18 protein-coding genes and 4 pseudogenes are annotated in these 20821 nt (G+C 56.8%); 14 read left to right on the top strand and 8 right to left on the bottom strand.

The window, feature by feature from the left end; all coding sequences use genetic code 11:
• Nucleotides 1–44 precede the first annotated feature (44 nt).
• The 7 genes from ACSQ3H_RS27625 to ACSQ3H_RS27595 all read left to right on the top strand — a co-directional run bounded on the left by ACSQ3H_RS27625 (nucleotide 45) and on the right by ACSQ3H_RS27595 (nucleotide 6646).
• Nucleotides 45–545 carry a hypothetical protein gene (locus ACSQ3H_RS27625; RefSeq protein WP_436120263.1) on the top strand — a complete coding sequence of 167 codons (501 nt, stop codon included), beginning with the start codon at nucleotides 45–47 and terminating at the stop codon, nucleotides 543–545.
• Between the two features lie 491 nt (nucleotides 546–1036).
• Nucleotides 1037–1942 (top strand): hypothetical protein, encoded by a 906-nt coding sequence (locus ACSQ3H_RS27620; RefSeq protein WP_436120262.1) that lies wholly within the window; start codon nucleotides 1037–1039, stop codon nucleotides 1940–1942.
• A 115-nt stretch (nucleotides 1943–2057) separates the two neighbouring features.
• Nucleotides 2058–2573 (top strand): hypothetical protein, encoded by a 516-nt coding sequence (locus ACSQ3H_RS27615; protein WP_436120261.1) that lies wholly within the window; start codon nucleotides 2058–2060, stop codon nucleotides 2571–2573.
• On the top strand, nucleotides 2573–4084 hold the full coding sequence (locus ACSQ3H_RS27610) for an ATP-binding protein (protein WP_436120260.1): 1512 nt from the start codon (nucleotides 2573–2575) through the stop codon (nucleotides 4082–4084). Before ACSQ3H_RS27615 ends, ACSQ3H_RS27610 begins: the two co-directional genes overlap by 1 nt.
• 137 nt (nucleotides 4085–4221) lie before the next feature.
• Complete coding sequence (locus ACSQ3H_RS27605; RefSeq protein ID WP_436120259.1) at nucleotides 4222–5043, top strand: ATP-dependent Zn protease; 822 nt, start codon at nucleotides 4222–4224, stop codon at nucleotides 5041–5043.
• 759 nt (nucleotides 5044–5802) lie between these two features.
• Nucleotides 5803–6159 carry a hypothetical protein gene (locus tag ACSQ3H_RS27600; RefSeq protein ID WP_436120258.1) on the top strand — a complete coding sequence of 119 codons (357 nt, stop codon included), beginning with the start codon at nucleotides 5803–5805 and terminating at the stop codon, nucleotides 6157–6159.
• Nucleotides 6160–6319: 160 nt separating this feature from the next.
• The gene (locus ACSQ3H_RS27595; RefSeq protein WP_436120257.1) at nucleotides 6320–6646 is read left to right on the top strand and encodes a hypothetical protein; all 327 of its coding nucleotides are present in this window, start codon (nucleotides 6320–6322) and stop codon (nucleotides 6644–6646) included.
• A gap of 317 nt (nucleotides 6647–6963) precedes the next feature.
• On the opposite strand, the pseudogene ACSQ3H_RS27590 reads toward ACSQ3H_RS27595, so the two are convergent.
• Nucleotides 6964–7377, bottom strand: a pseudogene (locus tag ACSQ3H_RS27590) (RES family NAD+ phosphorylase); the annotation flags it as partial.
• 178 nt (nucleotides 7378–7555) lie between these two features.
• On the opposite strand from ACSQ3H_RS27590, the gene ACSQ3H_RS27585 reads away from it, so the two are divergent.
• Entirely contained in the window at nucleotides 7556–8989 is a 1434-nt protein-coding gene (locus ACSQ3H_RS27585) for an ISNCY family transposase (RefSeq protein WP_436120256.1), read from the top strand.
• A gap of 127 nt (nucleotides 8990–9116) precedes the next feature.
• Here the strand turns inward: ACSQ3H_RS27585 and ACSQ3H_RS27580 are convergent, their stop codons facing one another.
• From ACSQ3H_RS27580 to ACSQ3H_RS27570, 3 genes are all read right to left on the bottom strand, one after another.
• Nucleotides 9117–9326, bottom strand: a complete 210-nt coding sequence (locus ACSQ3H_RS27580) for a cold-shock protein (RefSeq protein WP_436120255.1) — start codon at nucleotides 9324–9326, stop codon at nucleotides 9117–9119.
• Between the two features lie 71 nt (nucleotides 9327–9397).
• A complete protein-coding gene (locus tag ACSQ3H_RS27575) occupies nucleotides 9398–10024 on the bottom strand; it encodes a hypothetical protein (protein WP_436120254.1) in 627 nt (208 codons plus the stop codon).
• Nucleotides 10021–10374, bottom strand: a complete 354-nt coding sequence (locus ACSQ3H_RS27570; RefSeq protein ID WP_436120253.1) for a type II toxin-antitoxin system prevent-host-death family antitoxin — start codon at nucleotides 10372–10374, stop codon at nucleotides 10021–10023. The genes ACSQ3H_RS27575 and ACSQ3H_RS27570 overlap by 4 nt, the downstream gene beginning before the upstream one ends.
• Before the next feature lie 271 nt (nucleotides 10375–10645).
• Here ACSQ3H_RS27570 and ACSQ3H_RS27565 point away from each other — a divergent pair, with 271 nt between their 5' ends.
• Nucleotides 10646–11350 (top strand): IS6 family transposase, encoded by a 705-nt coding sequence (locus ACSQ3H_RS27565; RefSeq protein WP_436120252.1) that lies wholly within the window; start codon nucleotides 10646–10648, stop codon nucleotides 11348–11350.
• A gap of 52 nt (nucleotides 11351–11402) precedes the next feature.
• A pseudogene (locus tag ACSQ3H_RS27560) lies at nucleotides 11403–12470 on the top strand (IS110 family transposase); the annotation flags it as partial.
• A 315-nt stretch (nucleotides 12471–12785) separates the two neighbouring features.
• On the opposite strand, the pseudogene ACSQ3H_RS27555 reads toward ACSQ3H_RS27560, so the two are convergent.
• A pseudogene (locus ACSQ3H_RS27555) lies at nucleotides 12786–13226 on the bottom strand (transposase); the annotation flags it as partial.
• A 312-nt stretch (nucleotides 13227–13538) separates the two neighbouring features.
• Between ACSQ3H_RS27555 and ACSQ3H_RS27550 the strand changes: the two are divergent.
• The 4 genes and pseudogenes from ACSQ3H_RS27550 (at nucleotide 13539) to ACSQ3H_RS27535 (ending at nucleotide 16864) form a co-directional block, all read left to right on the top strand.
• Nucleotides 13539–14033 (top strand): aminoacyl-tRNA deacylase, encoded by a 495-nt coding sequence (locus ACSQ3H_RS27550; RefSeq protein WP_436120251.1) that lies wholly within the window; start codon nucleotides 13539–13541, stop codon nucleotides 14031–14033.
• A 107-nt stretch (nucleotides 14034–14140) separates the two neighbouring features.
• The gene (glnA, locus tag ACSQ3H_RS27545; RefSeq protein WP_436120250.1) at nucleotides 14141–15421 is read left to right on the top strand and encodes a type I glutamate--ammonia ligase; all 1281 of its coding nucleotides are present in this window, start codon (nucleotides 14141–14143) and stop codon (nucleotides 15419–15421) included.
• Between the two features lie 283 nt (nucleotides 15422–15704).
• Nucleotides 15705–16409, top strand: a pseudogene (locus ACSQ3H_RS27540) (IS6 family transposase).
• 47 nt (nucleotides 16410–16456) lie between these two features.
• Complete coding sequence (locus ACSQ3H_RS27535) at nucleotides 16457–16864, top strand: hypothetical protein (RefSeq protein ID WP_436120249.1); 408 nt, start codon at nucleotides 16457–16459, stop codon at nucleotides 16862–16864.
• 234 nt (nucleotides 16865–17098) lie between these two features.
• Here the strand turns inward: ACSQ3H_RS27535 and ACSQ3H_RS27530 are convergent, their stop codons facing one another.
• The 3 genes from ACSQ3H_RS27530 to ACSQ3H_RS27520 all read right to left on the bottom strand — a co-directional run bounded on the left by ACSQ3H_RS27530 (nucleotide 17099) and on the right by ACSQ3H_RS27520 (nucleotide 20806).
• Nucleotides 17099–17665 carry a hypothetical protein gene (locus ACSQ3H_RS27530; RefSeq protein ID WP_436120248.1) on the bottom strand — a complete coding sequence of 189 codons (567 nt, stop codon included), beginning with the start codon at nucleotides 17663–17665 and terminating at the stop codon, nucleotides 17099–17101.
• 64 nt (nucleotides 17666–17729) lie between these two features.
• Entirely contained in the window at nucleotides 17730–19079 is a 1350-nt protein-coding gene (locus ACSQ3H_RS27525; protein WP_436120247.1) for an HlyD family type I secretion periplasmic adaptor subunit, read from the bottom strand.
• Nucleotides 19076–20806 carry a type I secretion system permease/ATPase gene (locus ACSQ3H_RS27520; protein WP_436120416.1) on the bottom strand — a complete coding sequence of 577 codons (1731 nt, stop codon included), beginning with the start codon at nucleotides 20804–20806 and terminating at the stop codon, nucleotides 19076–19078. Before ACSQ3H_RS27520 ends, ACSQ3H_RS27525 begins: the two co-directional genes overlap by 4 nt.
• Between the last annotated feature and the right edge of the window lie 15 nt (nucleotides 20807–20821).

Raw genomic sequence — 20821 nt, 5'->3', positions numbered from 1 at the left:
GCGCTTTTTTACGTCATCGTCCTCAATTCCAACAGGAGAAAATCATGGCAGAGCCGAGAAACAAAACGGACAATTCAGATTTCGAAAAACTGGTTCGGGACTATCACACAGATATGCAAAAAGGATCCTTATCAGTCCGCACGTCACGACAGGATGTTTTGAGACATTTCGGGAAAGCTTGCTTGAGCAAACACAGGTGGCCAGCTTATTGCGCGGCAATTAAATTGCTTTGTGCAGAACGGGCTAGCTTCGTTGCGTACAACCATTTCAGTTCAGATCATATCGGCCAACTCGATGAAGAGGGCGACCTGCCAATGAGGGAAGCTATCGACTATTTCATACCGATAGTAGCAAAGCGCTGGAAAACAACTCAATCGTATACAGTTTTGAAGCTTCCTGTCGGCGATTATTCCAAAATATACACTCCAGACCTCGAAGACAGAGCTGCATGCCGTGGATCACTTGTTCTGCTGCGTGAAAAACTCGTTCTACTACCATCGGGCGAAGCAGTTCCTGCAGGACGCCGTAGGAATAGCGTTTGGTAGATTGTTTCACCGGATACGATCCAAGACGATGGCTCGATAAAATTATTTTGTTCCGGGTGTGTTCTTTTTTGTTTTCTCTCTTGAGATCCCGAAAGGATCCTGCTTTATAAGGATTGTCGCCGCAGGATAGTCTGCGGCAAGCGGCCCCTGCCAGTGCTGGAACACTGACAAGAGCCTGACCCGTCACCTTCTAGAGAAAGGATCTGGGCTATGACGACGTCTATTGTTTTCTTCCCCTCGGGGAAAGTCCTCCAACACGATTTGAGTGCACGGAAGCTGCAAATGTGCGGCGTCGAAGCGCCGCACCGCGACTATGCTCGACCATTCCTGTCTGACAAACCCTCGCATTAGCTACCAAAACCATTGTCGCTAGACCCCGCCATCAGGTTCAGGGCTTCCGAACGTAGTTTTCTACGTCATTTCGAAGCCGACCGGGCAGGGATCGACGATGGCTGTTGCCGACCCAACCCTCGTTTTTTTGGAGACTTACCTTGCAAACATCATCCTCCCTCTATTCTCCCGTACTGCCGGCCTACGCTCATTCCGTTTTGTACAATGACGTGCGCGATGACTTCGACGCGCTCATCGAAAAAACGATGCTCGCAATCACAGCAATCGATCCGGTGCCGGACGAGATTCTCGGTGGCTACGTCAATGTGGCATCGCTAGTTCGTTCGATTTCATTTCACGAGGGTAAACTCCTCGAAGAGGCGGTTATCCGGATTGCGCAAGCAAATCCGGATTTGCAGATCCTGTCCAAATCAATTCGTTTGCCCATTGTACCTTCTGCGCTTGAGGCACTCGCGGGCAACAATTGGACGGACTTGGAGGGTCTGGTTTTTGACTGTGATGCACGGACGAAGACGACCTACACACCCGACTTGATTGTAATCAACAAAGCGAGCCGCTCGGCCGTTGTCCTCGATCTGAAACGCTCACTGGCATCCTATGGAGATACCAACCGGCTACTGGATCTGAAATCCAAAATGCTTGCAAGTGCGCTCGTGCTTCCCGACTGGTTGTACAAGATGCACAAACGGTTGGTGGTCGAGCAGGTCGGCGTCGCCATCATCGATGGCGCAAGCCGCAAGAGCGATGAAGGGCAGGGCATCTGGGCTCTCAATGACATTGACGGCTTGCTTGAGATCAATGGCGCGTCGGCCGCGATGGCTGAACTGCGCCGCCGTTTCGCGAAACGCGCGCAGGCAGCGTTAAGGGATGCAACAGTCGAGGCATATAAACTGCTGGACGTCGGTGCTGCCAAGCGCCCTGTTGGCCGCCCGAAAAAAATGCAGGACGCCGGCTCCAGTCAGGACGCTTCCGATCCTGCCGGAAATGTCGTCGCTCTGCCGACCCGTGTCAGCATTGGATTCGCCCAGCCGCGGACCGCCAAGTAAGTTTGGTCAGCGGTACCGATCCAAGTGTCTACCGCTGACCCCGAACCAAATTTTCCAGTGCATTGATCACAGCACCTTGCCAACTATCGTGGTTGCCGGGGCAGGGGAGGTCATCATGAATTTTCAACCGTTCTTGAGATTGCAATCCCGCGGATTGCCGGCTGTTTGCGCACTATTTTCCCGCAAGATGGCGGAAGGGGGCTTGCGCAGCTGCATGCACACTGCGCCACCCCAGTGGCGCTTGCGTACAATTGCAGCCACCGACAATCCAAACCGAACGTTGCTGCGATCGTTCCAATTCGGGTCGCATCATACCTTCCTAAGCCTGAACAGCGAACGGGGTCCGGTCGACAAGCCGTTCACCCAAAGAGGGGAGGAAGCACTCGAAACTGGCACACTTGATTGTGCGATTCTTGGCACTGCCGTTGCAAAGCGGCTTGTGGATCCGGCAGTGGTGATCGGTCAGGTTATTTCAAGCGTCCGAAATAGGCGACACGTCGATCCGGATCGCTTTCGTCAATCATTAGAACAACTGCAGGAACTCGCAGGGCAGGGCAACCTCAGCTGCCGGATTGTTCTGAACTGGGTGGAAACCCGCAACGCGTCCTCGGTTATCCCGGAGCAGCACTGATGGATCTTATCTCACGACACTTGCTCCAACGCCTTCAGCTGCAGCGAAGTAATAACGACCGTGCGCTTTCTATCACAGACACGGCTATTGTGCTGATGCTCGGCCACGCTATCTCCAACGCCGGGTTAGCACGGGATGAACTCCTTGATGCTATCCGGTACAAGCCACCAATTATCTTCATCGATCTTCCGTTTGTTGACTACGAAGAAAGATTGGTCACGATGATTGAATCCGGTCTTGTCTTGCCCGGCGAGTGGTTCGCGGCGGACACAGCCAGTGTATTTCACGGTGAGCTGGAGTTTTCACAAGAGGCCAGCCCAGCTCGCCGTTTCGTCGCGATACACAGCTACATGATTTCACGGTTCTCAGACAAATCTCTCGAAAAGCGTGTTACAAATTTGCTCGAAGCAGAATTCCCGGTTCTCATCCTTTGCGATGGCGACGGCCCGGTTGAGTTATCGCCCGGCCTGATTTTCTCAAGCGATCTTAACTTGAAGTCCGGACCCGTCGATGAAAGGTTCCTTTGTGACCTTCTCGAAGTGACACACGGGTCCGTTCAATCGGAAATGATCGCCGCGCTTCGTCACAATCCTTTCGATCCGGGAATGATCACGCTTGTCGATCTGGCGCTCGCTATACGGCCCGGTCGGACGGTTACACACTGCATCGAGATCTTGAAAAACATTTGTGTATCCCGGCACAAGGCACAGCTAGAAAAGCCGCCCGCAAGGGGCGATGGCAAGGATGCGGATTCAAACCGAGGCTTTATCGGTCAGCGCAAGCAAAAACTTCAAAGTTCAGGCTCTCAAATTCTCTATCCGGAAAGCACGGCCTTTTTTGCGGCTCCCCGAGACGCAATTGCTGCGCGGCGGCCACTTCAGGTTGAACATCTCGTCGGTTATGGCGCAGCGCAGCAGTGGGCGCTTGACTTGAAAGCCGACCTCGAGGATTGGCGGGACGACAGGATCGGCTGGCGCGATATGAGCACAAAACTACTTTTGTCCGGCCCGCCAGGCACGGGCAAGACAACGTTCGCGCGTGCGCTTTGCAATACAATGCAGTTGCCCGTTCTGGTGACCAGTGTCGCAACCTGGCTCGAGCCGAGCAATCTCGGCGATGTTCTGGTGCGAATGCAAAAAGTGTTCGACGAAGCGCAGGAGCTAAAGCCCTGCATCTTGTTCATCGATGAGATCGATGGGATCGGCAAGCGCAGCAATTCCGACAAACACTATTCAGATTATTGGAATTCGCTGGTGAACAAAGCGCTCGAACTGCTCGACGGCGCAATTCGTAGCGATGGCGTTGTGATCGTCGGTGCAACAAATCGACCGGAGGTCCTCGATGAGGCACTGACGCGAGCAGGGCGCTTGGAAAAACACATCGCGCTGGAAAAGCCCGACATCGATGCACTGGCGGGCATCTTCGCTCATCATCTGTCGAGCGACCTTCAAACCATTCTATCGAGTCAAGATCTGACACACGTACCTACACCGGCAGGGCAGGGGACATGACGAGCCCCATTCACGAGCAGCGATTAAATCAGTCCGGCATTCTCATATTTATCTTCCGAACAAACCGAAATGCTGGCTATCGGCAAAATGAGTCAATCCGTCCATCGCAATGCCAAAAACTGGCAGGTCACTTTACGATGAGGATCAATGTTTTGAGTTTTCCTTCGCTATTGTCGTCGACAGCAGAATTCGGCACTCCTGATCGGCCCACGATCTTTGGTTCCAACCGCCATGAGCAGACAGACACGCCTTTTACGCATCACCCTATTTTACGGCGGTTGGCGCTGCGTGCCCAAGGCATGACTGGTGCGGACGTCGAGCGCATTGTCCGCGAAGCCAGACAAAAGGCGCGCCGCGCCCACCGAAACATTTCGCTTGATGATCTTGAATCGGCAATCAATGCAGGTCGCCCGAAAAAATCTGCAGCTCTGAAATTCAATATTGCAGTGCACGAGGCCGGACACGCAGTTGTACAGCAAGCCTTAGGGGTAGGCCAAATCCTTAGCCTGACAATAGAGGGCGAGAGTGGCGGATACGCCTCGCTATCAATCGATCACAGCTCAGTCGAGACAGAAGAATGGCTGATGAAATCACTGGCTTTGCTGCTGGCGGGGCGCGCGGCCGAACAGCTTGTGTTTGGAGCGTGCTCGGCAGGGTCTGGCGGCAGCTTGTCAAGCGACCTGGCACTGGCGACAACGATTGCGACCGAAGCGGAGACTTCATTCGGCTTTGCCAGGGATATGCCGTTGCTTTACCGACAATCGCAAGATCCTGGGCAAGCATTGCTGTGGCAAAAGGAACTGGCCGAGCATGTAAACGCACGTCTTGAAGCCGCATTCCGGATTGCTTCCGACACGTTGCTTGAACACCGTCCTGGCCTTGACCGGCTCGCCGATGCCCTCTTACAAAGCGGCTCGTTGGAGGGCCCGGAGATCAACGCAATTCTGGGTGCAACATGATGGTTTGTTGCCCTGCCGCACTCGGCATCGCATCGAGTTCGTGGTACACTCAGGGTGAAATAGTTGATTCAGTGTACCAGATCATCGATTCAAAAATCCTGACCGTCGATTCCAATTTCATGGATTGCGATTCAATCGATTCATGGTTGTTCTTCCCGTTAACTGTGTCCATCACAGCAGTTCTTTGCGATCCGTATGAAATACGGCTGCAACAGGCTCCCGAACCCAGCAATATCATCTGATCCGACCAGCTAGCTCCATCATCTGACGCGGTCCTTTCCAAGGCGAACACCGTTGGGCCCGAACGGGAAACATCATAAATAATTCTTTCCAATGTAATTTCGTCTGTAAAACCTTGCCAAGACATGGTTTTAAACTCTACGCAGTGGCCGCCGAATTACCCACACATCACAAGGCAATCAACTCCCGTTTTTTCACCTTACCGGCAACTCAAAATAATTTACGCTGTTTCGATTCAGAACTTTGGAATTCCGATTCACAAACACTGGTGCCCGATTCAAATCTCTATATCTGCGATTCAGATACTCCACTAAACATTCATTTCCAGACAGTTGTTAAACCCGATGCATCGTTAGTCGGAAAAGTAACGCCGTTTTCCGAAACCCCGATTCGCAACTCTGGAAAACCATTTCAGTTTTATCGAGACTTGATTCAAAACCAAACGCCGTTTGTGGAAGCAGTCCGGGGACCGCCAATTCAGTGGTCCACGTTTTGCCAAGGTGGGCGACCCTGTGGACCATGGCTTTCAGCGACTACGATTTCGATGACGGCAGCGGCAAGACTGCGACGGCTGACCAAGTACAGCAGGCGATCTTTTTCGCGCGCATGTTTCGTGATCACAGCCTGTTGGTGCATTGCCATGCTGGCCGCTGTCGGTCACCCGCAATCACGCTCGCCGTCCTCGCGGACCGCTTGGGCGAGGGGAGGGAAGTCGACGCAGTCAATGGAATGCTTCGTCTGGCTCCCAACGCCGCTCCAAATCTGCTCGTATTATCCTTGGCAGAGCAAGTCTTGAACCGGCACGGGAAACTCGAACGAGCTTGGCTGGACCGTTACGAACAGGCCGAGGAAGTTGCAGCGGCTGCGGCGCTTTAAAAGAGAGATGGCCGAACGCAAGACTGGATAGCCCCTATCCGCAGGCTATCGACGGATCGTGGTCACGATCAGCATTCGGTTTGCCTCATGTCAGGTTTCGTCGGCGTTTGCGCCGGCGAGCTTCCCGGATCATCCTTCTATCAAAGAGGATATCTGAACGATGAGAAAATCCCTACGTCAGAAGAATATTGAACAGAAGTTGCGGCAGCGAAGCTACCGTGAACGGCTTAAGCGCGAGCGCAAGCCTTCTCGCGATGACTGCGCTCGCGCGTTGCTGCACACTTATTTTCTTAAGTTTGCGGAAGATAAAGAAGTCGCTCAAGATGCGATCGATGGTATTGTCAAGAAGCTAGTCCGTCAGGGGTTTGCGGAGGAGCCCTGTTATGAGGTGCTCGACAGCATCGTTACCAAATATTCAAAAGGGAAATGGCAATTCCGGCGAAAGCCACATCTGTTCGGTTCCGGGATGTGCACATCTGACGGCTAGACGATCGAAAGCGACCTTCCAGAAGGTCGCGCGAAGCGGCAGCTTAAGTCAGGATTAGCTTTCTCCCCCCGTTACTCCGCAAAACGCCGTTTGCGTTTGAATCAGTATTCTTGAGCAATCGAATGTTGCCACGTGTCCACGCCGCCAATATGGGTTGAACTCAAATCGTCCCCTGATGGTGACTGGATTTGCGGTGCCCGGCTATTAGCGACATCATGGATGTTCGCTGAAATATCTATCTGTACACAACAGCAAAGCTGAATTAAGGACATTCAAGATGGCACAGTGCCTGGCAAATGCCGGTCACGACAACGCCATCAGGTAACCGCCAGAACCCGTCCGGTGTCATGCTGGCGCACGAAATCCACACGGATCCCATTCCAATGGTAGCTGTAGTGCCGCCCCTTGATCGGGATTGTGCTCGCGTCTGGCCAGAAGATGCCGATGCAGCGCCCTTCATCCATGCGGACGCTGTCCCACACGAGACCATCGCTTCCGGCCGCTCGCAGGCCGCTTCCTTCGGCCCGCGAGGCGGTGTAACCGTCTGGGTGCAGCACGTCGGGCACCGCGCTGACATCATCGAGATCCCGATCGACGCTGCCGATCACAACGCGGAAGTCCGCCGTCCAGCCGGGGTGCTCGTTCGTGGCGCGCATGAATTTCTCATGGTGATAAATGGTCTCGGCGACCGCGACGTCTTCGCTGTCGCCTGCGTAATAGATCCCGTAGGCTGCCGCTGCTGGCGCCTGCCAAATCAAGCTCGATGTGCCCAAAGCGTCTATGAGTTCCATAACAACTCTTATGTGATCATTGTGTGTAGCCGCAAAGTTAAAATGTCCTGTTTCTGCAAAGTAGAAACGTCGCTGTGTCACCTTCTCGCTTGTTGCAACGAGATTTGGGGTGCGGATTTTGGGATTGATTTTAATGAGCGAACGCGAACTGCATCGTATCGAGGTTTTGTCAGAGGTTATTGAGCGGCGTCGGACGATTGCGTCAGCGGCAATTGTGCTGTCGCTGAGTGTACGTCAGGTGCAACGGATCATGCGGACATTTTGTCTTGAAGGTGCGACGGCACTTCGGCACCGCAGCCGCGGCCGGCGGTCGAACAACCGTATCAACGACGGCGTGCGTGAGCTCGCGCTGCAGCTGGTCCGGGAGCGCTATGCGGACTTTGGTCCGACGCTGGCCGCCGAGAAGCTTGGTGAGCATGGATTTTCGGTTTCGCGCGAGACGCTGCGCCAGTGGATGGCGGATGATGGCTTATGGCTGTCGCGCAAGCAGCGCCGGACGTTTCGCCAGCCGCGGCTACGGCGCGAATATTACGGTGAGCTGATCCAGATTGACGGCAGCGATCATCGCTGGTTTGAGGATCGCGGCGATGCGTGCACGCTGCTTGTGTTCATCGACGATGCAACCGGGAAGCTGATGCAGCTTTTGTTTGTCCGCTCGGAGAGCGCCTTCAGCTATTTTGCGGCGCTGGAGCTTTACCTGAAGACCCATGGCCGTCCGGTTGCATTCTACTCCGACAAGCACTCGGTGTTCCGGGTTACCAAGCAGGACGCCAAGGGCGGCCAGGGCATGACCCAGTTCGGCCGGGCGCTCTCGGAACTCAGCATTGAGATACTTTGCGCCAATTCGAGCCAGGCGAAAGGCCGGGTCGAACGGGTCAATCGCACCTTGCAGGACCGTCTGGTCAAGGAACTGCGGCTGGCAGGCATCGGCGATATGACTGCCGGCAACGCGTTTCTGCACGGCTTCACGGAGCGGTTCAATGCGCGATTTGCGGTTTCTCCGATCAAGCCGAACAATCTGCACCGGCCGCTCAATGTCGTTCCGGACAGAATGCGCGACATTCTGTGCAAGCGGGAACAGCGTTACGTCGGGGAGCAGCTGGCGTTTTCCTATGAGCGCAAGCGCATCATGCTGGAGGAGAACGAGATCAGTCGGGGTCTGGTCGGCAAATATATCGACACTTACGCCTTTGCCGACGGCCGTCTCGAGATGCGCTGGAAAGGCATAACCCTGCCCTACAGGATGTTCGACAAGGATCAGCGTGTCACCCATGCAGCGGTGACCGAGAACAAACGGCTGGGCGATGTGCTGTCGTTTATCAAGGCTCAGCAGGATCCATTGCCGGCACCGAAGGTGAAGACCAACAGCGAGGGCATTGCTTATCAAAAACGCGGCCGCAAACCACCCGGACAAAAGGGCCGGGTTGATCAGATGATTGAGCGCCGAGCCTGTGAACAGGTGGCAAGTGCTCCCTCTATTGTCGCCGGTCCGGGCTGCGATAGTGAGGTCTCCGCCCTGCCCGGCAACGCGCCTCGGCGCCTGTCAGGATGACATTTCTACTTTGCAGAACATGCGACATTTCTACTTGGTTGCAACATCGGGCCTGTCGAAAAGTGGGGTCCCGCTATACCTACTTTGTTCCCTGGAGATGCGTGGGTTTCGGTGGCGCCTGTACCCGTCAGACAGCACTCAATTGATCAGCTGACGATTTGCCAGATCTTTTGTCTTGTACGAGTTCGTACTTGATCTTCTGACCGTCATTTAGGCTTCGCATGCCTGCGCGTTCAACGGCTGAGATGTGAACGAAAACATCGGCGCCTCCATCGTCAGGCTGGATGAAACCAAAACCCTTGGTTGCGTTGAACCATTTTACTGTGCCTGTGGCCATTGTCTGCCCTCCCCAGTTGGAATCAGTTATCTTTCAGAGCGATCGGTATCAAGCGATGATCTAACCAGCTTTCACGGGCTGTTGCGAATGTATACCGGGTCTTCGTTCTCGCCAGGATCAGCCGTATTTCCAGTCGCCATCAAGATAGATGTCCACGCCGTCTCAGCTTGAGCAATCCCGAAATCTTCCAGCAGCCACTCGATGAAGGTCTGAGTACCCATCATATTAATGTCAGCGCGGACAGCTCGAATGGCATCCCGGGCATCCCTGTCGTCAACAAGCACCACGATTGCTTCACCACTTTGAAGAGCTGCCTTGATGGTCTGCACGCCTTGCAGAAGACTTGCTTCGCCTCTGTCTTTCCAGGTTGGGCGAAGTCTCTCTGGGCTCCCAGCGAGTTCCCAAAGTTCCATTTCTTGGCGATATCGTTCGCCCTCTGCGGTCGCAAGAACGGTCAGGCGATAGCGATTAGATTCCATCCAGCTCGCAATATAATTTCTTGTCGCGCGTCTCTGATCGCGACCTCCGCCAGGCTCACGCGTGGCCTCTTCCAAAACCAGATCGGTAATCCATACATCGCAGCCTGGCTCAAAAAACCAGTCGAGAGCCTCGATAGCTCCAAGAAGCGACAGCGGTGTGTTGTCCATAATCAGGAATTTTGGGGACCTAGTATCTTCAGGATCCGGCTTATCGATCATTTCGCTCTCAACTTAGGAAAGCGTGCCCGCACAGCTGCTAGCTCGTGATTTACGGCCTCCTTGGTTTTCCCAGACAAAGCGTCTTCAGCCATCTTTCGGGCGGCCGCTTTAAAATCAGACACGTCATAGCCAAGAGGATCTGCTAAATGACGAACGGTCACAGCGCGTTTAATATTTAAATCGTTCGGAATCTTTTCGCCGGCCGCCTCCTTGAGGCGACGAAATTCCTCCACGGACAGCAGTATATTCCGTGGCTTTCCGTGGGATGTGATAACGACAGCGTCTCTCCCAGCTGCCCGTTGGACATCGCCAATTTGCTTTTGAAGCTCTATCGAGGAGAATGTGAGCATAGTCGCCTCCTTTTGAAAATATATATTATATGTATTTTTGCGAGCTTGTAAACGATCAATTGCCACCCGGTGTTTAAGCCTCAAATTCGCTACCGACACCCGAACCGACGCAACGCCTGGAGCCATCTGTATGGTGCGAAATCCGGCAGTCTGGCTCCCGCTACAGCGCTTAGTGCGCCGATGATCCTGCTCGTTCCGGTTGTTGAGGTATTTACTCGACCGGTGCTGTCACATTGATTTTCCATCAACCGCTGTGCGGTAATTGTTTCGGATGAGCCAGACAGCGCCTACTTATAAAAACCATCGTTTTCCCATCGAGATTGTCGCCCGCGCAATCTGGCTCTACTTTCGTTTCAACGTTAGCCTGCGCGAAGTCGAAGAGATGATGCTGGAGCGCGGCGTTGTCGTTTCTTACGAGACCATCCGTCGATGGTGTCGCAAACACAGCGCTAATTATACATGCCGTTTACACCGCAAGCCGCCTTCGCATGAGGATGTCTGGCATCTCGATGAGCTTGTCGTGCGGGTCAACGGCAGGAAATGCTGGCTCTGGCGTGCGGTCGACCATGACGGATACGTTCTGGATGAAATCGTGCAAACGCGCCGGAACACTAAGGCTGCCAGACGCCTGTTAATCCGTCTGCTGAAGAAGCAAGGCATGGCGCCCAAGCGCATGATCACTGACAAGCTGCGCTCATATGGAGCGGCAAAGCGCCAGGTCATGCCACATGTCGAGCACCGGTCTCATAAGGGGCTTAACAACCGTGAAGAGAATTCTCATCTGCCGTTTCGAAAACGGGAGCGGACACGGCAAGGGTTTCGATCCATCGGGTCCTTACAGCAATTCCTGTCAATCTTCTCATCCGTCCGCAACCTCTTCGTTCCATCCCGCGTAAACCGATCCGCTTCACAAATCCTCATCCATCGCCGCAAGGCCATGGCCGAATGGAATGCTGTGGCTCATCAACTCGCCTGAGAACCGGAGCGGGGGTCTTCCGCGTCTTAATTCAAACAATGTGACAGCACCGATCACCTCGCTGTCGCCGGGTGGTGGCGAGAAGATGTCGAAACATTCAGTGGTGGCCGGCGATGTTGCGGGCATGCTGGAGCGGCTTGCCGAGCTCAACAGGAAGGCGCAGGCCCGGACCGGGAAAAGCTTTCCGATCATCATGATCCAGGAGGCCGGCCTCGACGGCTTCTGGATCCATCGCGTGCTGCAGGCTGAGGGGATTGAAAGCCATGTCGTCGATCCGGCGTCGATTGCAACCTCACGCCGGCGGCGCCGGGCAAAGACCGACAAGATCGACGGCGAGGCGCTGCTCCGGGCGTTGCTGGCTTACAAGCGGGGCGAGCCACGGGTATGCGCGATGGTGCGGGTGCCGACGCCCGAGGAGGAGGATCGCCGCCGCATCTCGCGCGAGCGCAAGACATTGACGAACGAGCGCGTCAGCCACGTCAACCGCATCAAGGGGCTGCTGTTCGGTCAGGGCGTGTCCGGCTACGAACCGCTGCGGCGCGATCGGCGCACTTGCCTCGAGGAGCTGAAGACCGGCGATGGGCGTCCTCTGCCTATCCATCTGAGGCTGCAGATTAGCCGCGAACTCGATAGGCTTGAGCTACTGATCGAACAGATCAAGGCGGTCGAGGCCGAGCGCGACGCCATGCTCGCAGCCGAGCAGCTTGCCTCGCCAGCACCGGCCACGCTGCTCGGCCTGAGAGGCATCGGGCCGGAGTTTGCCGCTGTGCTGTGGTCGGAAGGCCTGTCGCGGCACTACGACAACCGGCGCCAGGTCGCCGCCTATGCGGGCCTCGCGCCGACACCCTGGCAAAGCGGCTCGGTTTCTCACGACCAGGGGGTTTCGAAATCCGGCAATCCAAGGCTGCGAACGACGCTGATCCAGCTCGCCTGGCTGTGGGTGCGCCATCAACCGCAATCGGCGCTCTCCTTGTGGTTCAAGGACCGGGTGAAGCAGAACGGCGGGCGCTTCAAGAAGACGATGATTGTGGCGCTTGCCCGCAAGCTGCTCGTCGCGCTGTGGAAATACGTCAACGCCGGCGTCGTCATCGAGGGGGCGATCATGAAGACCGCCATCTGATGCTTCGCTGATCTGAATGTGCAATCCTTCCAGGACCTGATCCGTCCTGGCGGATCGATCCAGGTGGACGAACCGAGCAATGGCTTGGCTTGAAATGCCCCTCCTCCAGAATGGTCCCGTCCGCCTGAGCCCGTGTCCGCCGCAAGCGGGATGTTGGTGCCGCTGTTTTGAGCAGCGACCGTATATAAGTTGGATCTGGCTCGGATAAACGAGCCGCGTCACGCAATCAGGGGCTCATGGATTGCGCAACAACCAAAGCGAGGAAGTGAAAATGTTGCCCTGACACCCCCGTTCCGACTTGACTTCTCCTCATATAAGCCATTGCCCGGCGCCGTAGACTTTCAATCCCGTGCTGTCGACCAGCACATGCAGCTGGCCGTCCGGCAGAGGCCGGTTTCGACGGGTTGATGGCTCCCAGTTCTGCGCCCGACGGCTCAGCGTCGTATGATCCGGAACAGGGACTTTCAGCCCCATGAGATCCAACAGCGAGTGTAGCAATCCCTCGGTCTGGCGCAGCCGCATTCCGAAGACGCAACCCAGCGTCAGGGCCGTTTCGATGGCAAGATCGGAATACCGGGCTTGGCCTCCCCGGGTCTTGCGTCGGGGAGCGCGCCAGCCGACCAGTGCCTCCGGCGTTACCCATAGTGTCAGGCTACCACGCCGGCGCAGACCTGCCTCATAATCCGCCCAATTCGTCACCTTGAACTTCATCTTCTCAATGTGATGACGCTGGGCAGCATTGTATTTGTAGGGCATGGCACGGATCAAGCTGATTGCGATCCCGTCTGCCTAGCGCCAAACCGTTGACAAAGTATCCACGCACCAACGCTGCCTACTACCATGGCGCGCTTCACGCTTAGGCATCGTCCGATGATTGTTGAACCGGATCGGCCAGCGGGAGTCCGCGAGGTCCGCCTGTGGGCAGGATCTGCGCTGCGCCACGAACCTTCGCCGCAAATTGAACAGTTGGAGCGCGAGAGCCCGAGACGTGTTATATAAGACGGCTGAGCATTGTGAGGCGCAAGCATGGGGCCTCACAATGGAAGGTCTCGCCCGGAGCGTGGGATTGTGACCATTGCCTTGACACTCCAGGTATATCTCGATCGCAAGGGCGTCGAGTACGATCTGGTCGAGCACAGGCCGACTAGATCATCGATGTCTACCGCGCGCGCCTGCCACATCGCGGCCCGCTGCCTGGCCAAAGCCGTCGTGCTGCGCAGACGCGACGGCTATCTTCTGGCCATTCTACCGGCCTCTCGCCATGTGCGGCTCAGGAAACTCAAAGCGGCACTCGGGGAGGAACTGACGCTCGCTACGGAGCATGAGCTCGATCAGCTGATCCGGGATTGCGCACACGGCGCTGTTCCCCCGATCGGCGAGTGCTACGGGCTGGACGTCGTCATCGAGGACAGCGTCTTCGACCAACCGGAGGTTTACTTCGAGGGTGGCGATCACGCCACCCTCGTCCATATGAGCCAGGCACAGTTCGCGCGGCTCACACGGGAGGCGCTTCATGGGAATTTCAGCGCTCGCAACCGAGGCCCCACGCCCAAGGGCAACTGATCGAGTGATACCGCAGCCGATCGGCGGAAGAAGGGCCGGCGGCGCAGTCGAGGTCCGGCCTCGGTTCGACGGATCGATATGAGGAAGGGAGGCGGCGATGTCTTACAATGGCTATACCAGCCCGGATGACGTTCTCCGGACGATTCCGGGGCTTCCAGGAAATACAGGAAAGCGACATGCTTGTCGTGCCGGATCCAACCACCGCTTTCCTGGACCCGTTCACGGAGGCGCCGACGCTCGTCCTGATCTGCAATATTCTCGACCCAGTCAGCGCCCAATCCTATAGCCGGGACCCGCGCTTTATCGCACAGAAGGCCGAAACCTATCTCAAGGCGACCGGTATCGGCGATACGGCCTATTTCGGCCCGGAACTCGAGCACTTCGTCTTCAACGAGGTCCATTATGATCAGGGCACCAACTACGGCTACTACGAGATCGACGCCGTCGAGGCGAACTGGAATGCGAGGAGCGGAACTGGCCTCGGGCACAAGCTGCGCCCGAAAGAGGGCTACTTCCCCGTCCCGCCTGCCGACACCCTTCAGGACGCCCGCACCCGAATGGTGACGCTCCTCGAGCGAATTGGCATTGAGGTCGAGGCACACCACCACGAGGTCGCGACCGGCGGCCAGGGCGAGATCGATATGCGCTTTGCGACGCTGACGCGCATGGCCGACAGCGTGATGATCTATAAATACGTCGTGAAGAATGTCGCGCGCAGCCGCGGCATGACCGCAACCTTCATGCCGAAACCCCTGTTTGGAGACAACGGCTCGGGCATGCACGTCCATCAGAGCATTTGGCAGGAAGATCGCCCGATCTTTGCCGGCGACGGCTATGCCGGCTCCAGCGAAGTGATGCGCTACTATATCGGCGGACTGCTCAAGCACGCGCCGGCACTGCTCGCCATCTGCGCTCCGACCGTCAATTCCTACCGGCGGCTCGTGCCGGGTTTCGAAGCGCCGGTCAATCTCGGCTATTCGCGGCGCAACCGCTCCGCGGCGTGCCGGATCCCGATGTACTCGCTCAACCCCAGGAGCAAGCGGGTGGAGTTCCGCTGCCCGGATCCCTCCTGCAATCCGTATCTGGCCTTCGCCGCCATGCTCATGGCCGGCCTCGACGGCATCCGCAGCCGCATCGATCCGGGAGATCCGATCGACAAGAACCTCTACGATCTGCCGCCGATAGAACGCGCCGCAATCCCGTCGACACCGGCCTCGCTCGGCGAGGCTCTCGATGCGCTGCAGGCGGACTGCAAGTTCCTGCTTGCGGGAGACGTGTTCACGACGGACGTCGTCGAGACCTATGTGCACTACAAGCGCTCGCACGAGATCACGGAGATACGCATGCGCCCGCATCCATACGAGTTTGTTCTCTATTATGACGTTTAGGCCTTGCACAGAGGATTTGACTGTTTGACTTTGCCCCGGCCGGACACGGGAACAGAGCAGCCCCCTCTCTTGCGTTTTTCAACATCCTAGCCGAGCCCCGCCCAAGCCGGAAGGATGAGTGCTTGCGATGGAGGCAACGCTAAGGCGTCATCCGACAATAACTACACCGCGAGGTTGGGCTCGATGGTGTAGTCCCAGTTGCCATAAAAACCTGTCGAAGACATATTGCTTGGGGAATGTCACGTTGATTTCGGGTTAAGAGATTGTCGATAGATGATGCGCCATGAATCAGCCCATCGCCCATTACAAGAACCACCGGTTCCCGCCAGAGATTATCGCCCGTGCCATCTGGCTCTATTATCGGTTTCCGCTCAGCCTGCGCAATGTTGAAGAAATGCTGCTGGAACGAGGGATCGTCGTGTCTTATGAGACTATCCGTCGGTGGGGCAGAAAACATGGCCCTGAATATGCCCGGCGTATTTGCCGAAAGCCGCCTTCCAGCAATGATGTCTGGCACCTTGATGAAGTCGCGGTGCGCATCAACGACAAGCGATGCTGGCTGTAGCGGGCGGTTGACCAAGACGGCTTTGTGCTCGATGAGATTGTCCAGAACCGCCGCAATACCAAGGCGGCCAGGCGATTGCTGATACGTCTGATGAAGAAGCAGGGCATGGTGCCGAAGCGGATGATCACCGACAAGTTGCGCTCCTATGGCGCAGCAAGGCGTCAGGTCATTCCAGACGTCGAGCATCGTTCTCACAAAGGCTTGAACAATCGAGCAGAGAATTCGCACGTTCCGTTTCGAAAACGCGAGCGAATGCGCCAAGGCTTTCGATCGATCGGCAGCTTGCAGCATTTTGTTTCCGTCTTCTCTGCTGTTCGCAATCTCTTTGTTCCGTCCCGTTTAAATTGCTCAGCATTTCAGATCCGAAATTACCGCCTGCATGCCATGGGTGAGTGGAAAGCAATCAGCGCCCAGATTGCCTGAAAAGAGGCACACGCCTTTCGCACGACTAGCCTCCAAACAATGTGACAGTGCCGTTCGACGATATGACGTTTGACGAGTTACTCACCGAGCTGCGCGACAGATATCCGGACGGTGCCACATGGCGTGAGCGTCTTAGTCTCACCAATCTCGATATTCTGAAATGGGCTGCCTCTGCGGGTATGCCCAGGCAAGACCTCTACGATCGATTGGCAATTGAACTGGCACGTGGTTTTAACGCCTCGGAGCTATCGTTTGAATTTTGCGACGCCGTCGTCAACGACATTTATTCAGTAATGATTTTTAACGACGAGCAACGCCCCCATATCTTCTGGGAAATCTATCTCGCCTTTGATTCCGGGGAATATTATCACGACGGCAATCGTGACCGGCATCCGGTCGAGGTGTACACACGGCCCCAAATCGGACGAATTCTTGATGCTGTCGCTGCGCGATGAGGCAAAAACTCGCGACCGCAAAAACGATTATTGCAGAGGCCGGAATGGGGTAAAAAACACCATCGCCGGAAAAGGCCGGATGGAACTGCGACGCAAACGTTTATCGATACGCGTGCGAGCTTATCGACAAGCAATGGCCGAAGCTCATTGCTGCACCATCGTGAGTCCGAGATCGTCACGGTGCCGGCGGATGCAATCAGTAGGCACCCGGCTTTGGGGATACTGAGGCTCCTATCATTTGATCTCCCAGGTCGTGTTATGCGGGATGTCCATCGCAGTGTAGCCGCCGGGACCAGCCAGTGCCGGCATTGCTATGCAAGCAAATGGCTCACTCCCAGTAATTCCGACGTACTTGCCTGTGCCGCCGGTGATGATATGGGTGCCACAACCCATCTCTGGCTGCGACTTGTCGAGGTCGCGCGTATCAAAGGTCGAGAAAATCTTGTCACCGTCGTTGTCGGCCAGCACGCAGGCGCCGTCGATATATTTCTTGTCGCCCGACGCTACACTCAGCGCTGTGCAATGTGCTGACATCTTGTCGAACATTTTCTCTCCCTTCATGTTTTCGGTGGTGCCGATCGCCTCCAGCGAAGTGGCGGTGCCGAGATCGGCGATGTCAATGTTCATCAAAGGTCGAAAGATGAAGTGCGTCACATAGGGCGTGGTCCCCTTCTTTTCGATCGGTTGTCCGAGGACGATCCCGGGGGCAACGGCCATGAGAACTCCGGAGAGAAGTGCCGCTTCGACCAGTGTCCGCGCCGCGGCGGGGGCAGCGATCATGCTCAGGTTTACGGGTTTCATTGGTTCCTCCCTTAGGTGTCATCAAGTCCCAGTCAGATAAAGAAGTCGTTGGGGCGGCCTACGGCTATTTTTCCCGCATCGCTCGGCGGAAGTTCTGCGTGATCGGCTCAGCCAGATAAGAAAGCACGGTGCGAGCACCCGTCCGGATCATCGCCTCGCTCGACATGCCGGGCAGCAGCTTACGGCCCTCCAGCTTGGCGAGTTCGCTCTTGTCGATCAACACGGTCGCGGCGAAATACGGTGCCCCGCTGCGCTCCTCCACCATGCGGTCAGCCGACACGATCTCCACGACGCCGTCGAGTGGTGGCAGGTTGTAGCGGGCGAAGGCCGGGAAACTGACGCGCGCGGGCTGTCCGGGGGCGATCGTCTCGACATCCTCTGGTTTGACCATAGCCTCGACCACGAGTTGCTGTCCGAGCGGCACGACTGTCATCAATGTCTCACCGGGTTTTACGACACCGCCTGCCGTGTGGACCTTCAGGTCCATGACGATGCCCTCAACTGGTGCGACGACATTGGTACGGGTAAGCACGTCCTTGGCGGAACGCTCCTGCTGTCTGAGGTCAAACAACTCCGCCTCGACCTTGCTCAACTCCTCGACGGCCTCGTTCAGCCGCACTGTGTTGAGGTTCAAGATTTGCATGTCAATCTCGGCCATGGCGCTTCTGGCACGAGCGATTGCCGCGACGTTGGTAGCGCGCTCCCCCTCGATCTCCCGCTGTTGTCGTCTGAGCAACAGGTTCCGCTCGCGGGTGGTCAGCCCCCTCTTGAGCAGACTCTCAAGGTCTTTGGTTTCACCCTCGATCGCCTCGATCTGCTTGTCCTCGGTGACGATAAGCTCCTCCAGTCCGGTTATCTCTTCCTCGGTCTGGTGACGGCGCTGGCTGAGAATTTCCCGCTCGTCCTTCAAGTTGTGGTGCTTCGCCGCGAACACGTCACGCTGTGAGGCCACCGCGTCCTTTGCGGCGGTGGCGGCGTTTGCGAGCAACGCCGGATCAAACTCGATCTCGGCCTTGCCGTCACGCTCAGCCCTGAGACGCGCGGCCAGCGCCTCACGCGTTGCTATCCGGTTCTGGATCAGGTCAAGCTGCGCCTTTGCCTGTGTGTTGTCGAGTCGGATGAGGACCTTGCCCGCCTTGACGATATCACCGTTGGCGGCGTTCAACTCCGCGATGATGCCGCCCTCGAGATGCTGGATGAGCTTGCGGTCGCCGGCGACCTTGATAACGCCCGGTGCCACTGCGGCGCTGTCCAACGGTGCCAGCGTCGCCCAACCCCCGGCCACGCCGAAGAACAGGAACATGATCGCGAACCCGGTGAGCGTCACGCCTGTGAGACGCAGGGGTACCGGTTCCAGTGCGGAGGGTGGCGGAACGGGTAACGGCACGACGTTCATATCTGTTTTCGTTTTCATGCTTGGTTCGCCACTATAGTTGGCATCTGCCTCACCTCGCGGATGCGCGCGGCTAGTTCATTGAAGACATAGTCACGTGGACCGAAGAGGTCCTGTTGGCCCCGGTTGAGGACCAATATCTTGTCAACCTTCTCCATGATGTTCGGTCGGTGCGCGATCAGGACAACGGTCGTGCCCGCCGCCTTGACCGTGCTGAGGGCTGCGATCAATGCGTCCTCACCCTCGCGGTCGAGGTTAGAATTGGGCTCATCCAAGATAATGAGTGCCGGGTCGCCGTAGAGTGCCCGCGCCAACCCGATGCGTTGGCGCTGCCCGCCTGACAGCACCGCGCCGGATTCGCCGATCTCGGTGGCGTAACCCTTCGGCAGTCCTTTGATCAGTTCGTGAACTCCCGCCAACTGCGCGGCCTTGACCACATTGTTGAAGACCGCTGGGTAGACCTTCGCGAAGCGGCAGATGTTTTGGGAGACGGTACCGGCGAAGAGCTCGATGTCCTGCGGCAAGTAACCGACATAATGACCACGGTCCTCCGCCGCCCATTGGGCAACGTCCATGCCGTCCAGTAACGCACGCCCCCCGGATGGACGCCAAGCACCGGCCAGTATTCGCGCCAGACTCGTCTTACCGGCCGCGCTCGGGCCGATCAACGCCATTGCTTCACCCGGATTGAGCTGGAAGTTAATCCCTTTCAGGATATGCTCGCCACCCTGTCGGGCAAGCACAAGGTTGTCGGCCTCAAACTTACCTTTCGGTCGTGGCAGTGGCAGAACCGGTGTGGCCTCCGGGTGCTGTCCGGCGACTGCGGTGAGACGCCGGTAAGCGGCACGCGCTCCGACCGTCGCCTTCCATGTGCCGATCGCTTGCTCGACCGGGGACAACGCGCGGCCCATCAGGATTGAGGCAGAGATCATGATACCGGGTGAAGCCTCGTTCCGAAGTACTAGATAAGCACCAAGGCCCAGTATGGCCATTTGCAGGGCCAGCCGGTGACAACGCGCGATGGCCGCGATGACGCCGCCACGGTTGGCAGCAAGAACTTGTCCTTTGTTTGCCTCGTCCTGCTGCGCCTTCCAGCCCTCCAGCAGTGGCTGTAACATGCCCATCGCCTGTACGACCTCGGCGTTGCGGATCGCCGCCTCAGCCTGCACGTATGCCCGCGACTGTGCGCTTGCGGCCTCGGTCAACGGCTTGCGTGTGAGGTATTCGTTGAGCAACGCCAACGCAAATAGTACGATCCCGCCGCCCAGCGCCAACCAACCCAGCCAAGGGTGCATGAGGAATATGGCGGCGAAAAATAGCGGTGCCCAAGGCGCGTCAAGGATCGGGAAGATGCTCGGGCTGGTGAAGAAATTCCGTACTTGATCTAGGTCGCGCAGTGGACGGGCGTTGGCCTGACCGGGCGCTGAGGCGGCATATTCTACCGATGCGGTCAGGAGGACTGGCGCCAACCGCGCGTTCATCCACGATCCGACGGTAGCCAGAAGACGCCCGCGCACCACCTCCAGCCCCGCCATTGTCGCGAGTGCCGCTGCCGCCATCAGCGACAGCATCACCAACGTCTCCAAGCTGTGGCTGGACAACACGCGGTGGTAGACTTGGAGCATATAAAGCGCCCCGGTCAGCATCAGCACGTTGATGCCACCGCTGAACCAGATAAGCGGCCGGATGGCGCGTCTGGCCTCTTTCATCACCACCTGCAGGGCAGCGGGCTGTTGGTTGGTTTTCATCATTTATGTCTCTGG

Source organism: Phyllobacterium sp. LjRoot231 (assembly GCF_964253365.1).
Taxonomy (GTDB): Bacteria; Pseudomonadota; Alphaproteobacteria; order Rhizobiales; family Rhizobiaceae; genus Phyllobacterium.
Note: the sequence above shows the minus strand (reverse complement) of the source record. Positions and strands in the feature narration are given on the sequence as shown.